The sequence below is a fragment of the Mycobacterium sp. ML4 genome, from assembly GCF_054515735.1.
This window is the reverse complement of the sequence record NZ_JBTNSY010000037.1, coordinates 1-14719: the sequence shown is the minus strand read 5'-3', so window position 1 is coordinate 14719 and position 14719 is coordinate 1. Positions and strand designations below refer to the sequence as shown.

The following is a 14719-nucleotide window of genomic DNA, read 5'->3' as shown; positions in this document are numbered from 1 at the left end:
TTTTGTGACTTGAGTCACGTTTGGAAGCTCCGATCGATACATGACGTGCGCCACCGCGGTGGGATGCGGCAGCAGGTCTGATTTTCGGGGTCGATACAGTTCCTCCGTGCGAGTTGCCGAGTACCTGGCACCGCCACCCCAGTTGGCCTAGCAAGTAAGCCGAGCAAAGGCAGTGACGCCCCATGGATCTGTTCGAGTACCAAGCTAAGGAACTGTTCGCCAAGCACGGCGTTCCCGGCACGCAGGGCCGGGTGACCGACACCGCTGAAGGCGCCAAGGCCATCGCGGAGGAGATCGGTGCGCCCGTGATGGTCAAAGCCCAGGTCAAGACCGGCGGCCGGGGCAAGGCGGGTGGCGTGAAATACGCCGCGAACGCCGACGAAGCCTACGAGCATGCCAAGAACATCTTGGGCCTGGACATCAAGGGCCACATCGTGAAGAAGTTGCTCGTCGCCGAGGCCAGCGACATCGCCGAGGAGTACTACCTCTCGTTCCTGCTCGACCGCGCCAACCGCACCTACCTGGCGATGTGCTCGGTGGAGGGCGGCATGGAGATCGAAGAGGTCGCCGCCACCAAACCCGACCGGCTGGCCAAGGTGCCGGTGAACGCCGTCACGGGCGTCGACCTGGCCTTCGCGCGGTCCATCGCCGAGCAGGGCCACCTGCCCGCGGAGGTGCTCGACGCCGCGGCCGTCACAATCGAGAAGCTCTGGGGCGTGTTCGTCAGCGAGGACGCCACCCTGGTGGAGGTCAACCCGCTGGTCCGCACGCCGGACGACCGGATCCTGGCGCTGGACGGCAAGGTGACCTTGGATGCCAATGCCGACTTCCGCCAACCCGGACACGCCGAGTTCGAGGACCGTGCGTCGACTGACCCGCTGGAACTGAAGGCCAAGGAACACGATCTCAACTACGTGAAACTGAGCGGCGAGGTCGGCATCATCGGCAACGGTGCGGGCCTGGTGATGTCGACGCTGGACGTGGTCGCCTACGCCGGTGAGAAGCACGGCGGGGTGAAGCCGGCCAACTTCCTGGACATCGGCGGTGGCGCGTCGGCCGAGGTGATGGCGGCCGGCCTGGACGTGATCCTGGGCGACCCGGAAGTCAAGAGTGTCTTCGTCAATGTTTTCGGAGGCATCACGTCGTGTGACGCGGTGGCCACCGGGATCGTCAAAGCCCTGGAGATCCTGGGCGATGAGGCCAACAAGCCGCTGGTGGTCCGATTGGACGGCAACAACGTCGAAGAGGGCCGGCGCATCCTGGCTGACGCCAACCACCCGCTGGTGATCCAGGCCCACACCATGGACGCCGGTGCCGACAAAGCCGCCGAGCTGGCGAGCGCCTGAGAAAAGGACCACGAACAATGGCTATATTCCTGACTTCAGAGAACAAGGTCATCGTCCAGGGCATCACCGGGGGTGAGGCCACTACGCACACCGCGCGGATGCTCAAGGCCGGCACCCAGATCGTCGGTGGCGTCAACGCCCGCAAGGCCGGCACCACGGTCTCGCACAAGGACGCCAACGACAACGACATCGAACTGCCGGTGTTCGGCACCGTCGTCGAGGCCATCGAGAAGACTGGCGCGGATGCGTCGATCATCTTTGTGCCGCCCAAGTTCGCCAAGGACGCGATGATCGAGGCCATCGACTCGCAGATCCCGTTGCTGGTCGTCATCACCGAGGGAATCCCGGTGCAGGACAGCGCCTATGCGTGGGCCTACAACGTCCAGAAGGGTCAGAAGACTCGCATCATCGGCCCCAACTGCCCGGGCATCATCAGTCCCGGGCAGTCGCTGGTCGGCATCACCCCGGCCAACATCAGCGGTCCCGGTCCGGTCGGGCTGGTGTCCAAGTCGGGCACGCTGACCTACCAGATGATGTACGAGCTGCGTGATTTCGGGTTCACCACCTCAATCGGCATCGGCGGCGACCCGATCATCGGCACCACCCACATCGACGCCATCGAGGCCTTCGAGAAAGACCCTGACACCAAGCTCATCGTGATGATCGGTGAGATCGGCGGTGACGCCGAGGAGCGTGCGGCCGATTTCATCAAGGCCAACGTCACCAAGCCGGTCGTCGGTTACGTCGCGGGCTTCACCGCCCCGGAAGGCAAGACGATGGGTCACGCGGGCGCCATCGTGTCCGGCTCGTCGGGTACCGCTGCCGCCAAGAAGGAGGCGCTGGAGGCGGCCGGTGTTCAGGTGGGCAAGACGCCCTCGGAGACAGCGGCCCTGGCGCGGGAGATCCTCAAGACCCTGTAGGGCGAGCAGACGCAAATTCGCACGTTTCCCTTCGGAAACGTGCGAATTTGCGTCTGGTGGCACCGTTAGGGGACGCCGCGCACACCGGGTACGCCGATCAGTTGTCCACCGTCACCGCCTTGACCGCCGGTGCCGCTCGGTGTCCCGGGCCCGCCGTTGCCACCGTTTCCGCCAAAGCCTATGAGGAACGCGGCGCGTCCACCGGGTCCGCCGTTCCCGCCGGGACTTCCGGAGGCCGCGGCGCCAGCCCCGCCAGCGCCGCCGTCGCCGATCAGCAATCCCGCGTCTCCGCCGGCCCCGCCGGCCGCGCCGGTTCCGCCGCCAGCCCCGCCGGTGCCCCCAGAGCCGGACAGCGTGCCGCCGGCCCCGCCTGCTCCGCCCGTTCCGCCGGTTGCTGCGAATCCGCCGGTTCCGCCGGCGCCGCCGCTGCCGTTGAGGAATCCGCCTTTACCGCCGGCCCCACCTGTTCCGCCGATGCCAGCCCCGGTCCCAGCGCCGTCCCCGCCGTCCCCGCCGTCCCCACCGGAGCCGACGATGACCCCGCCCGCGCCGCCGGCGCCACCCGCGCCCCCAGTGCCAGCCTTGCCGCTTAGGGCATCGACCGACACACCACCGCGGCCGCCGGCTCCGCCGGTGCCCAGCAACCCGCCGCTGCCTCCCGCACCACCCACTCCGCCGCTGGCGCCGAGCGTCGACGCACCCCCGTCGCCGCCGGCACCGCCGACGCCGAACAGTCCGGCGGCTCCTCCGGTGCCACCAGTCCCGCCGGCGCCGGATCCGCCGGTGCCGCCGACTCCGCCGTTGCCGAACAGCAGTCCGCCGGCACCGCCGTTGCCTCCCGGAGACCTGTTGCTGTTAACCCTGCCGGGTCCGCCGGCCCCGCCATTGCCGAACAGCCCGGCGGCCCCGCCGTTGCCACCGGCGGGATGGGCTAGGGTGCCTGCTCCGCCGGAGCCGCCGTTGCCGATCAGCAGCCCGCCGGCCAGGCCGTCTGCTCCGGGGGCTCCATTTGCTCCATTGCCGATCAACGAGCGGCCTAACAACAAGTTGCTGGGCGTGTTGATGACGTCGAGTAGTTGTTGCTCGAGGGTCTGCAGCGGCGTGGCCGCGGCCGCCTCGGCAATTGCGTACTGCCCCGCACCCGAACTCAGCAGTTGAACGAATCGATCATGAAAAATAACCGCCTGCTCGCTCAGCGCCTGGTATTCCCGCCCCTGCTGGGCGAACAGCGCCGCAATGGCCGCCGACACCTCGTCGGCGGCAGCCGCCGAGAGGTTTGCGGTAGCTGGCAGGGCGGCGAAGTTGGCCCGGCTGACAGCTGCTCCGATGGACGCGAGCTATGAAGCGGCCGCCGCGACCGTCACGGGCGCCGTGGTGACGAATGTCATGCCACCCTCCCCACTTCAGGGAACTCCGATCGTACGCGCTGAGCGCATCCGAGCAGACGCAAAATCGCATATTTCCGTGGTTCGAGGTGCGATTTTGTGTCTGCTCGGCGTCTAGGGGTAGGGCTAGGGCAACCCGGGGGCGCCGAATAGGACCCCCGCTGAGCCGCCCACACCGCCGGCCGCCCCAGAGCCGCCCGCGATGCCGCCGTTGCCGCCGTTGCCGATCACTTTGGCGGAGCCGCCGTTGCCCCCCGCCCCGGCCGTACCGACGGCGAAGAACTTCTGGCCACCGGCACCCCCGCCGCCTCCGTCGCCGACGAGAATGCCGCCGTCGCCGCCATTACCGCCGATTCCGCCGAGGTCAGTGCCGAATCCGCCGGAGCCGCCGGGGCCGCCCGAACCCGACAATGTGGCGCCCGCGCCGCCCATGCCGCCTGATCCGCCGAAGTCGCCGGGCCCGCCTGCTCCGCCGGCACCGCCCATGCCGAACAGGAAACCGCCGCCCCCGCCCGCTCCGCCGGTGCCGCCGCGGAAGGTGGACCCGCCGACGCCACCCGGGCCGAACAGCGGCGCCGCCCCGCCGTCACCGCCATGGCCCCCGACACCGAGCAGCACACCTCCGGTGCCGCCGTCACCGCCGAATCCGGCATTGCCCTGGGGCCCGAAGCCTCCGGCCCCACCGGCGCCCCCGAAACCCGTGAGCCCCGCGTTGCCGCCCGCGCCGCCCGCACCCGCGCCACCGGAGGTCGTTCCGCCGGTGCCGCCTACGCCTCCCGCGCCGCCCGCGCCGAACACCATGCCGCCGGAGCCACCGGCTCCGCCGGTCCCGCCAATGCCGCCGATCAGGACTTGGCCCGTTCCGCCGGTGCCGCCGGCACCGCCGATGCCGAACAGGCCGGCAGCTCCGCCCGCACCGCCCTGGCCGGCCGAAGTTCCGACGACGACGGCCCCACCGCCGGTCCCGCCGGCGCCGCCGGCGCCGATCAAGAGTCCACCTGCGCCGCCTTTGCCGCCGATCCCACCGTCTCCGGCGTTACCACCGGGTCCGCCGGTGCCGAACAGCCCGGCCGCGCCTCCGTTGCCGCCGTTGCGAAGTGCCGAACCGCTTCCGCCCGCGCCGCCGTTGCCCCACAACAGCCCGCCGTCGCCGCCGTTGGCGCCGCTCCCCGGTGCCGCGTTGGCTCCGTTTCCGATCAGCGGGCGGCCCAGCAACAACTGCGTCGGCGCATTGACCACGCCGAGTATCTGCTGCTCGACGAGCTGCAACGGCGAGGCGGCCGCCGCTTCCGTCGCGGCGTACTGGGCCGCGCCTGCGCCCATGAGATGGACGAATTGGCTGTGGAACGCGGCCGCGTGAACGCTGAGCAGTTGGTATGCCTGGGCGTGGGCTCCGAACAACGCGGCGACCGCCGCCGACACTTCGTCCGCGCCGGCGGCCAGCACCGCCGAGGTCGGCGTCAGTGCCATCGCGTTGGCATGCGTGATAGTCGAGCCGATGTTCGCCAGATCAGCAGCGGCCGCCATGACGAAGTCAGGCATCGTTGTGACAAATGACATCTGGTCGCCTCCCCGAAGGGGGTCCGCGTCCTCGGCGGACGCACGTTCGGGAGGTGCTAAGCCTATCGCGATGCCCTACAGGTGAGCCCGTTTTTGCAGCACCCGCCCGGGCCGTCTGCCGCCCTGCCGCCAGCGCCGCCGACGCCGACAAGGAATCCGCCTATGCCGCCCGCCCGCCGGCGCCGCCGATCCTCTCGACGGCGACCGCATCGTTGGCGGTGCCGCTGCACGCTGGCCTGACCCCGAACGGCATCCGCGACACTGCAACCCGGTATACGACACGCCGGGGACCGTCGCCCTGGTTGCAATCTCGGCGCACGCCCGGCACGCCCACGCCCAGGCCCGTCGGCGCCGGCGCAAGCGCCCACGCCCGCCAGGCGCCTAGGCGAACGACGCCAGTTTGCCCGCCAGCCGCTCGACATACCCGGCCACCTTGTCCGCGTCACTGTCCGGCAGCCCGAACAGCACCTCGGTCACCCCGAGGCCGGCCCACCGCGCCAGCCTCTCGCCGTCCGGCTTGAAGTCCAGCGCCACGATCTGCGGGGCACCGTCGCGGCCCGCGCCCACCCAGGTGTCCTGCAATAATTTCACCGGCTCGTCGATGTCGAAGTCGCGCGGCGTGGTGATCCAGCCGTCGGCACTGCGTGCGATCCACTTGAAGTTCTTCTCGTTGCCCGCGGCGCCCACTAGAACGGGAATATGCGGTTGCACCGGCTTCGGCCAGGCCCAGCTCGGACCGAACTTGACGAACTCGCCGTCGTACTCGGCCTCTTCCTGAGTCCACAGCGCCCGCATCGCCTCGAGATACTCGCGCAACATGGTGCGGCGCCGCCCCGCCGGCACGTTGTGGTCGGCAAGCTCATCGGTGTTCCAGCCGAACCCGACCCCGAGGCTGACCCGGCCGCCGGACAAATGGTCCAGGGTGGCAATACTTTTCGCCAACGTGATCGGGTCGTGTTCGACCGGCAGCGCCACTGCCGTCGACAGCCGGACCCGCGACGTCACCGCACAGGCGGCACCCAGGCTCACCCAGGGATCCAAGGTGCGCATGTAGCGGTCGTCGGGCAGCGAGGAGTCACCCGTCGTCGGATGGGCCGCCTCGCGCTTGATCGGGATGTGAGTGTGTTCGGGCACGTAGAACGTGTGGAAACCATGTGTGTCGGCAAGCTTTGCGGCGGCCGCCGGAGAGATGCCGCGATCGCTGGTGAACAGAACGAGGCCGTAGTCCATGCCCCAATTTAGAACGTGTTCTAATTTTTCGCGCGGGCGGCCCCTCCGCGCCAACGCGAGTGGGGGAACGCGGCGGCAGGCATTTGTTCTCGGCCGTGCGCTAGCGTGGTTGTTCGAATGCGGCCAGCATCGCGTCGCACCGCAGCAGAGGGGCCGCGACGGCACCGGAAGCAACAGGAGGACTCATGACCTACCAGCCCGGTAGTCCCGGATATCAATCCGCGCAGCAGCCGTCCGGCTCCTATGGCGCGTCCGCACCGGCTGCCGCGTCGGCCGAGCCCGCGGCGAGCAAGTTGGGGTTGTACCTCGCCATCGCGGTAGCGACCTTGGGTCTGTTGGCGTATTTCTTCAGCTTCGGCCCGATGTTCAGCTACAACTCCGATCTCGGTGGTCCCAGCACTGAGGTGTCCGGTGACACCGGGTTGTCGGTTGCCGTCGCCCTGCTCGCCGCGCTGCTGGCCGGTGTGGGGCTGCTGCCCAAAGCGAAAAGCTACGTGCCAATCGTTGCGGTGCTCTCGGTGCTGGCGGTGCTGCTGATCATCGGCGCGACCTTCAACAAGCCGAACTCATTCTCCACCGGCTGGGCATTGTGGGTCGTGCTGGTGTGCATCGTGTTCGAGGCGGTGGCCGCGGTCGGGGCGTTGCTGCTGGACGCCGGCGTGATCACCGCCCCGGCACCGCGGCCCAAATATGACCCGTTCGGCGGCTACGGGCAGTACGGGCAGTACGGCCAGTACGGGGGCCAGCCGGGCGGGTACTACGGTCAGCCGGGTGCACAGCAGCCCGCGCAGAACCCGGCCCAGTCGCCGGGGTACGGCTCGCAGTACGGCGGCGGCTACTCGTCGAACCCGAACCCCCAGTCCGGCGGGTTCTCCGCCCAGCCCACGCAGCAGGTGTCCCAACAGCAACAAGGCCCGACGAACACGCCCCCTACCGGTTTCCCGAGCTTCAGCCCGCCGCCGCCGGTCAGTGCGGGCACGGGATCGCAGGGCGGCTCGGCGCCGGTCAATTACGGGAACGCCGGCGGTGGCCAGCAGTCGTCCTACGGGCAGGGCCAGCAGTCGTCGCCTGGTTCGGCGCCGGTCTAACCGCGCGCTCTCGCGCCTAGTCAGGCTCGTGCGCGAAGCGTGACAAGGGTGTCGGTGTCGGCAAGAAACGGAGACAACCGGGCAACGGGCGCCCGTCAGGCCCGCGACCTTGTCAGGGTCGCTTTCGCCCCCGCCATCGTGGCGCTGGTCGTGATCGCGGCCGTCACACTGCTGGAGTTGCTGATCGCCAACAGCGACATGGTGGGTGCGCCGGGCGCCATAGCGAGCATGTGGCTGGGTGTGCACCAGGTGCCGATCTCGATCGGTGGCCGCGAACTGGGCGTCATGCCGTTGCTCCCGGTGCTGTTGATGGTGTGGGGCACCGCCCGCGTCACCGCCCGGGCGACCGCGCCCTATTCCTCGTGGCTGGTGATCCGCTGGGTCATCGCTTCGGCCCTGGGTGGACCGTTGCTGATCGCCGCGATCGCGCTGGCGGTCATCCACGACGCATCGTCGGTGCTGACCGAATTGCAGACGCCGAGCGCGCTCCGCGCGTTCACCGGTGTGCTGGTGGTCCACGCCATTGGGGCTGCGATCGGGGTGTGGTCACGGGCTGGTCGCCGCGCGCTTGCCGCATCCCCGTTGCCGAACTGGCTGGGCGATTCGCTGCGGGCGGCCTCGGCCGGGGTGTTGGCGTTGCTGGGATTGGCAGGGCTGGTGACGGCGGGGTCGCTGGTAGTGCACTGGGCCACCATGCAAGACCTGTACGGGATCAGCGATTCCATCTGGGGGCAGTTCAACCTCACCGCGCTGTCGGTGTTGTATGCCCCGAACGTCATCGTGGGTGCCTGCGCGGTCGCCGTCGGGTCGAGCGCCCACATCGGGTTCGCAACGTTCAGTTCGTTCACCGTGTTCGGCGGTGACGTTCCGGCCCTGCCGATTCTGGCCGCGGCGCCCACGCCACCTCTGGGACCGGTCTGGGTTGCCCTGTTGATCATCGGTGCGGCCTCCGGTGTAGCGGTCGGGCAGCAGTGTGCCCGACGTGCGCTCCCGCTCCTTGCGGCATTGGCGAAGTTGCTGGTCGCGGCGCTGCTCGCCGCTTCGATGATGACACTGGTGGGGTACGGCGGCGGCGGCAAGCTCGGCAACTTCGGCGACGTCGGCGTCGACCATGGCGCCATGTTTCTCGGCGTCCTGTTCTGGTTCACCGTCGTGGGCGGGATCACCGTGGTGATGGCCGGAGGTGTTCGCCGCAGGCCGCGACGGGTCCGGGTGAAGCCGGTCGAGCCGGTGCCCGACGAGGAGGAGCCGCCTGTGGACGCTTTCGACGACGACGAGGGGGGTGCCGGTGAGGACGACGGATCCGGCACTGCCGACGACGCCGTGTTGCCCGGCGAGCAGCCGGCTGATTCGCAGGAGAGTGAGAAGTAGCGGGCGGCCCTCGCCACTTGGTCACACCAGTCGCTGGATCGGGCGGTAGCGCTCGTGCCGCAACACAGTTGACGATCAACCCCGGCCGCGCAGCGGCTGCCACAGCAGCTTGATTAGGCTCTCCGTGTGCTGGAACCGCTCCGTGTACCACCGAGTGCACCGGCGCGGCTGGTGGTGCTGGCGTCAGGCACCGGATCGCTGCTGAACTCCCTGCTCGAGGCCACTCGAGGTGACTACCCGGCGCAGGTGGTGGCCGTCGGAGTCGATCGCGACTGCCGGGCCGTCGAAATCGCCGCCAAGGCCGCGATCCCAGCATTCGCCGTCCGCGTCGGCGAGCACCCGACCCGCGACGACTGGGACGTCGCGATCACCGAGGCCACCGCTGCCCACCAGCCTGACCTGGTGGTATCGGCGGGTTTTATGAGAATCCTTGGCCCGCAATTTCTTTCACGGTTCAACGGCCGCATCCTGAACACCCACCCGGCGCTGCTGCCGGCGTTTCCCGGCGCGCACGGCGTCCGGGACGCGCTGGCCTACGGCGTGAAAGTGACCGGCTGTACGGTGCATCTGGTGGACGCCGGCGTGGACACTGGCCCGATACTGGCGCAACAGCCCGTCGAAGTGCGCGACGGCGACGACGAACAGACCTTGCATGAGCGAATCAAGGTCGTGGAGCGCCAACTCCTGGTAGATGTGGTGGCCGCGATCGCGACCCGCGGGGTGACGGTCACCGAGCGAAAGGCGACCCTGGGATGAACATCGACAAGAAGCCGATCCGCCGCGCGTTGATCAGCGTCTACGACAAGACCGGCTTGGTCGAACTCGCGCAGGGCCTCACCGCAGCCGGTGTCGAGATCGTCTCGACCGGGTCGACCGCCAAGACCATTGCGGACAAAGCGATTCCGGTGACCCGAGTCGAGGAGCTCACCGGGTTTCCAGAGGTGCTCGACGGACGCGTCAAGACCCTGCATCCCAGGGTGCACGCCGGTCTGCTGGCCGACCTGCGCAAGCCCGCGCACCGGGCGGCGCTGGAGAAGCTCGGGCTCGCCGCCTTCGAACTCGTCGTGGTGAACCTTTATCCGTTCAGTCAGACCGTCGAATCCGGCGCGACTCCCGACGAATGCGTCGAGCAGATCGACATCGGCGGACCGTCGATGGTGCGCGCGGCTGCCAAGAACCACCCCAGCGTCGCCGTCATCACCGACCCCCGCGGGTACGACGGAGTACTCGCAGCGGTGCGGCACGGGGGATTCACCCTCGCCGAGCGGAAGAAGCTGGCGTCGTTGGCGTTTCAGCACACCGCGGAGTACGACATCGCCGTCGCGACCTGGATGCAGTCCACGCTGGCACCCGAAGAGCCCCCGCAGGAGTTCCCGCACTTCGTCGCGAAGAACTGGCGACGGCAGGCGACCCTGCGCTACGGCGAGAACCCGCACCAGCAGGCGGCGCTCTACACCGATCCCGGCGCCTGGCCCGGCCTGGCGCAGGCCGAGCAACTGCACGGAAAAGAGATGTCCTACAACAACTTTACCGATGCGGACGCGGCCTGGCGGGCGGCCTTCGACCACGAGCAAACGTGCGTGGCGATCGTCAAGCACGCCAATCCGTGCGGCATCGCGATCTCGGACATCTCGGTCGCCGACGCACACCGCAAGGCCCACGACTGCGACCCGCTCAGCGCCTTCGGCGGCGTGATCGCCGCCAACACCGAAGTCAGCGTGGAAATGGCGGACTATGTCAGCACCATCTTCACCGAGGTGATCGTCGCTCCGGCTTACGAGCCGGGCGCGGTCGAGGTGTTGACGCGCAAGAAGAACATCCGAGTTCTACTCGCCTCCGAGCCACTCGAGGGCGGCCACGAGTTACGCCCGATCAGTGGGGGCCTGCTGATTCAGCAACGTGACCAGCTCAACGCCGCCGGCGACGACCCGAACAACTGGACCCTGGCTACCGGCGAGCCCGCCAACCCGGCTACCCTCACCGATCTGGTGTTCGCGTGGCGGGCCTGCCGCGCGGTCAAGTCCAACGCGATCGTCATCGTCGCCGGCGGCGCCACTATCGGGGTGGGCATGGGACAGGTCAATCGCGTCGACGCCGCCCGGCTGGCCGTGGCACGCGGCAGCGACCGGGTCAGGGGCGCGGTCGCCGCGTCAGACGCGTTCTTCCCGTTCCCGGACGGCTTGGAGACGCTGACTGCCGCCGGCGTCAAAGCCGTCGTGCACCCGGGCGGTTCGGTGCGCGACGACGAAGTCACCGCGGCCGCCGCCAAAGCCGGTGTCACGTTGTATCTCACCGGCGCCCGGCACTTCGCGCACTGACCGCACGCCGAGTCACCCGCCTCAGCAGCGCGTAGCTTGGAGAGGTGACTTCACCGAGCAATTTGCCCCGAACCCTTGGCGAGCTGCGTACCTCCGGTCACCGCGAGCGGGGGGTCAAGCAGGAGATCCGCGAAAATTTGCTGACCGCACTGGCCGACGGTGACGAGATCTGGCCCGGGATCCTGGGTTTTGACGACACCGTGATACCCCAGCTGGAACGCGCGCTGATCGCCGGGCACGATTTCGTGCTGCTGGGCGAGCGCGGCCAGGGTAAGACCCGGCTGCTGCGGGCGCTGACGGGTCTGCTCGACGAATGGACGCCGGTGATCGACGGATCTCAACTCGGCGAGCACCCGTACACCCCGATCACGCCGGAGTGGATCCGCCGCGCCGCCCAATTGCAAGACGACCTGCCGGTGGCCTGGAAGCACCGCAGCGAGCGCTACACCGAGAAGCTGGCCACCCCCGACACCAGCGTGGCCGACCTGGTCGGCGACGTCGACCCGATCAAGGTCGCCGAAGGCCGTAGCCTCGGCGACCCGGAAACCATCGCTTACGGGCTCATTCCGCGCGCGCACCGCGGCATCGTCGCCGTCAACGAGCTGCCCGACCTCGCCGAGCGCATTCAGGTGTCGATGCTGAACGTCATGGAGGAGCGCGACATTCAGGTCCGCGGCTACACGCTGCGCCTGCCGCTGGACGTCCTGGTGGTGGCCAGCGCCAACCCGGAGGATTACACCAACCGCGGTCGCATCATCACTCCGCTCAAGGACCGGTTCGGTGCCGAAATCCGCACCCACTACCCGCTGGAGCTGGAGGCCGAGATCGGCGTCATCGCCCAGGAAGCACACCTGAGCGCGCAGGTGCCGGACTACCTCCTGCAGGTGATCGCGCGGTTCGCTCGCTACTTGCGCGAGTCCAGTTCGGTCGACCAGCGCTCCGGTGTGTCGGCACGGTTCGCGATCGCGGCGGCCGAGACGGTCGCCGCCGCCGCCCGGCACCGCGGCGCGATGCTCGGCGAGACCGACCCGGTGGCCCGCGTGGTCGACCTGGGCACGATCATCGACGTGTTGCGCGGCAAGCTGGAATTCGAGTCCGGCGAGGAGGGGCGTGAGCAAGCCGTACTCGAGCACCTGCTGCGCCGTGCCACCGCCGATACCGCGTCACGGGTCCTCGGCGGCGTCGACGTCGGCACCCTGGTATCCGCGGTCGAGCGGGGCTCGGCCGTGACGACGGGTGAGCGGGTGTCGGCCAAGGACGTGCTGGCCGCGGTGCCGGGGCTGCCGGTCGTGGACAAGATCGCGGCGAAACTAGGCGCTGAATCCGAAGGGGAGCGCGCGGCGGCACTGGAACTGGCTTTGGAGGCGTTGTACCTGGCCAAGCGGGTCGACAAGGTATCCGGGGAGGGGCAGACCGTTTATGGATAGGTCCGATGGTGACGACCCGCTGCGCTGGCGATCGTCACCCCGGCACTCACAGCGATACTCGGCCTACACCGGTGGCCCCGACCCGCTGGCTCCGCCGGTGGATCTGCGTGAGGCGCTCGAACAGATCGGGCAGGACGTCATGGCGGGCACCTCCCCGCGCCGGGCGCTGTCCGAGTTGCTGCGGCGCGGCTCCGAAAACATGCGCGGTGCTGACCGGTTGGCCGCCGAGGCCAACCGCAAACGCCGGGAGTTGTTGCGCCGCAACAACTTGGACGGGACTCTGCAGGAGATCAAGAAGCTGCTGGACGAGGCGGTGCTGGCCGAGCGCAAGGAGCTGGCCCGGGCGCTCGACGACGATGCGCGATTCTCCGAGTTGCAGCTGGAGTCGTTGCCGCCGTCACCGGCCAAGGCCGTCCAGGAGCTGTCCGAGTATCAGTGGCGCAGCCCCGAGGCCCGGCAGAAATACGAGCAGATCAAGGATCTGCTGGGGCGCGAGATGCTCGACCAGCGCTTCGCCGGCATGAAGCAGGCGTTGGAAGGCGCCACCGACGAGGACCGCCAGCGGGTCAACGAGATGCTGGACGACTTGAACGACCTGCTGGAAAAGCACTCTCGCGGAGAAGACACCCAGCAGGATTTCCAGGAATTCATGGACAAGCACGGCGAGTTCTTCCCGGAGAACCCGCAGAACGTCGAGGAGCTGCTTGATTCGCTGGCCAAGCGGGCCGCCGCCGCGCAGCGATTCCGCAACAGCCTGAGCCCGCAGCAGCGCGACGAGTTGGATGCCCTGGCGCAGCAGGCCTTTGGCTCGCCGTCGCTAATGAACGCGCTGAACCGCCTCGACGCGCACCTGCAGGCCGCCCGGCCCGGTGAGGACTGGACGGGAGACCAGCAGTTCTCCGGCGACAATCCGCTGGGCATGGGTGAAGGCGCGCAGGCGCTGGCCGACATCGGCGAGCTGGAGCAACTGGCCGACCAGCTGTCGCAGGCATATCCGGGCGCGACCATGGACGACGTCGACCTCGACGCGCTGGCCCGCCAACTCGGTGACGATGCGGCCGTGGATGCGCGAACACTCGCCGAACTCGAACGGGCGCTGCTCAATCAGGGTTTTCTGGATCGCGGTTCCGACGGCCAGTGGCGACTGTCTCCCAAGGCCATGCGCCGGCTCGGCGAGACGGCGTTGCGTGATGTGGCACAACAACTTTCGGGCCGACGGGGGGAACGGGACCATCGGCGGGCCGGCGCTGCCGGCGAGCTGACCGGCGCCACCAGGCCGTGGCAGTTCGGCGACACCGAGCCGTGGCACATCTCACGCACCCTGACCAACGCCGTACTGCGACAGTCGGGGACGCACACGTTGGACGGCCCCTTGCGCATCACCGTCGACGACGTCGAGGTCTCCGAGACCGAGATGCGCACCCAGGCCGCGGTTGCGCTGCTGGTGGATACCTCGTTCTCGATGGTGATGGAGAATCGCTGGCTGCCGATGAAGCGGACCGCGTTGGCGCTCAACCACCTGGTGACCACCCGGTTCCGGTCAGATGCGTTGCAGATCATCGCCTTCGGCCGCTATGCCCGCACCGTGACGGCTGCCGAGCTGACGGGCCTGGAGGGCGTCTACGAGCAGGGCACCAACCTGCACCACGCGCTCGCGTTGGCGGGCCGTCACCTGCGCCGGCATCCCAGCGCCCAGCCTGTCGTGCTGGTGGTGACGGACGGGGAACCGACCGCTCACCTGGAAGACTACGGCGACGGCACGTCGGTCTTCTTCGATTACCCGCCGAATCCGCGCACGATTTCCTTCACCGTCAAGGGTTTTGACGACATGGCACGGCTCGGAGCGCAGATCACCATCTTCCGGCTGGGCAGTGACCCGGGCCTGGCGCGGTTCCTCGACAAGATCGCCCGCCGGGTCGAAGGGCGGGTGGTGGTTCCCGATCTCGACGGACTGGGCGCGGCCGTGGTGGGCGACTACCTGCGGTCCCGGCGGCGCCGCCGTTAGTGCGCGAGCAGACGCAAAATCGCATAATCGCAAGCGATTTGGTGCGATTTTGTGTCTGCTCGCGCGCAG

11 protein-coding genes are annotated in these 14719 nt (G+C 68.7%); 8 read left to right on the top strand and 3 right to left on the bottom strand.

The annotated features are described in order from the left end of the window. Nucleotides 1-182 precede the first annotated feature (182 nt). Together sucC and sucD are read left to right on the top strand one after the other, a co-directional pair. Nucleotides 183-1346 carry an ADP-forming succinate--CoA ligase subunit beta gene (gene sucC, locus ACX9NE_RS27300; protein WP_459364832.1) on the top strand — a complete coding sequence of 388 codons (1164 nt, stop codon included), beginning with the start codon at nt 183-185 and terminating at the stop codon, nt 1344-1346. A gap of 17 nt (nt 1347-1363) precedes the next feature. Further along, entirely contained in the window at nt 1364-2266 is a 903-nt protein-coding gene (gene sucD, locus ACX9NE_RS27295) for a succinate--CoA ligase subunit alpha (protein ID WP_459364831.1), read from the top strand. Between the two features lie 65 nt (nt 2267-2331). Here the strand turns inward: sucD and ACX9NE_RS27290 are convergent, their stop codons facing one another. From ACX9NE_RS27290 to ACX9NE_RS27280, 3 genes are all read right to left on the bottom strand, one after another. After that, nucleotides 2332-3594 (bottom strand): PE family protein, encoded by a 1263-nt coding sequence (locus ACX9NE_RS27290; protein WP_459364850.1) that lies wholly within the window; start codon nt 3592-3594, stop codon nt 2332-2334. 183 nt (nt 3595-3777) lie between these two features. Then, on the bottom strand, nt 3778-5211 hold the full coding sequence (locus ACX9NE_RS27285; protein WP_459364830.1) for a PE family protein: 1434 nt from the start codon (nt 5209-5211) through the stop codon (nt 3778-3780). Between the two features lie 381 nt (nt 5212-5592). Beyond that, on the bottom strand, nt 5593-6441 hold the full coding sequence (locus ACX9NE_RS27280) for an LLM class F420-dependent oxidoreductase (protein WP_459364829.1): 849 nt from the start codon (nt 6439-6441) through the stop codon (nt 5593-5595). A gap of 185 nt (nt 6442-6626) precedes the next feature. Between ACX9NE_RS27280 and ACX9NE_RS27275 the strand changes: the two genes are divergently transcribed. From ACX9NE_RS27275 to ACX9NE_RS27250, 6 genes are all read left to right on the top strand, one after another. Next, complete coding sequence (locus ACX9NE_RS27275; protein ID WP_459364828.1) at nt 6627-7529, top strand: DUF5336 domain-containing protein; 903 nt, start codon at nt 6627-6629, stop codon at nt 7527-7529. 39 nt (nt 7530-7568) lie between these two features. Then, entirely contained in the window at nt 7569-8900 is a 1332-nt protein-coding gene (locus tag ACX9NE_RS27270; protein WP_459364827.1) for a cell division protein PerM, read from the top strand. Between the two features lie 126 nt (nt 8901-9026). Continuing rightward, nucleotides 9027-9656: a phosphoribosylglycinamide formyltransferase gene (gene purN / locus ACX9NE_RS27265; RefSeq protein ID WP_459364826.1), complete on the top strand. Its 630-nt coding sequence runs from the start codon at nt 9027-9029 to the stop codon at nt 9654-9656. After that, the gene (purH, locus tag ACX9NE_RS27260; RefSeq protein ID WP_459364825.1) at nt 9653-11218 is read left to right on the top strand and encodes a bifunctional phosphoribosylaminoimidazolecarboxamide formyltransferase/IMP cyclohydrolase; all 1566 of its coding nucleotides are present in this window, start codon (nt 9653-9655) and stop codon (nt 11216-11218) included. The genes purN and purH overlap by 4 nt, the downstream gene beginning before the upstream one ends. Before the next feature lie 44 nt (nt 11219-11262). Further along, nucleotides 11263-12645: a sigma 54-interacting transcriptional regulator gene (locus tag ACX9NE_RS27255; protein WP_459364824.1), complete on the top strand. Its 1383-nt coding sequence runs from the start codon at nt 11263-11265 to the stop codon at nt 12643-12645. Further along, nucleotides 12638-14650 carry a vWA domain-containing protein gene (locus tag ACX9NE_RS27250; RefSeq protein WP_459364823.1) on the top strand — a complete coding sequence of 671 codons (2013 nt, stop codon included), beginning with the start codon at nt 12638-12640 and terminating at the stop codon, nt 14648-14650. Before ACX9NE_RS27255 ends, ACX9NE_RS27250 begins: the two co-directional genes overlap by 8 nt. The last annotated feature ends 69 nt before the right edge of the window (nt 14651-14719 follow it).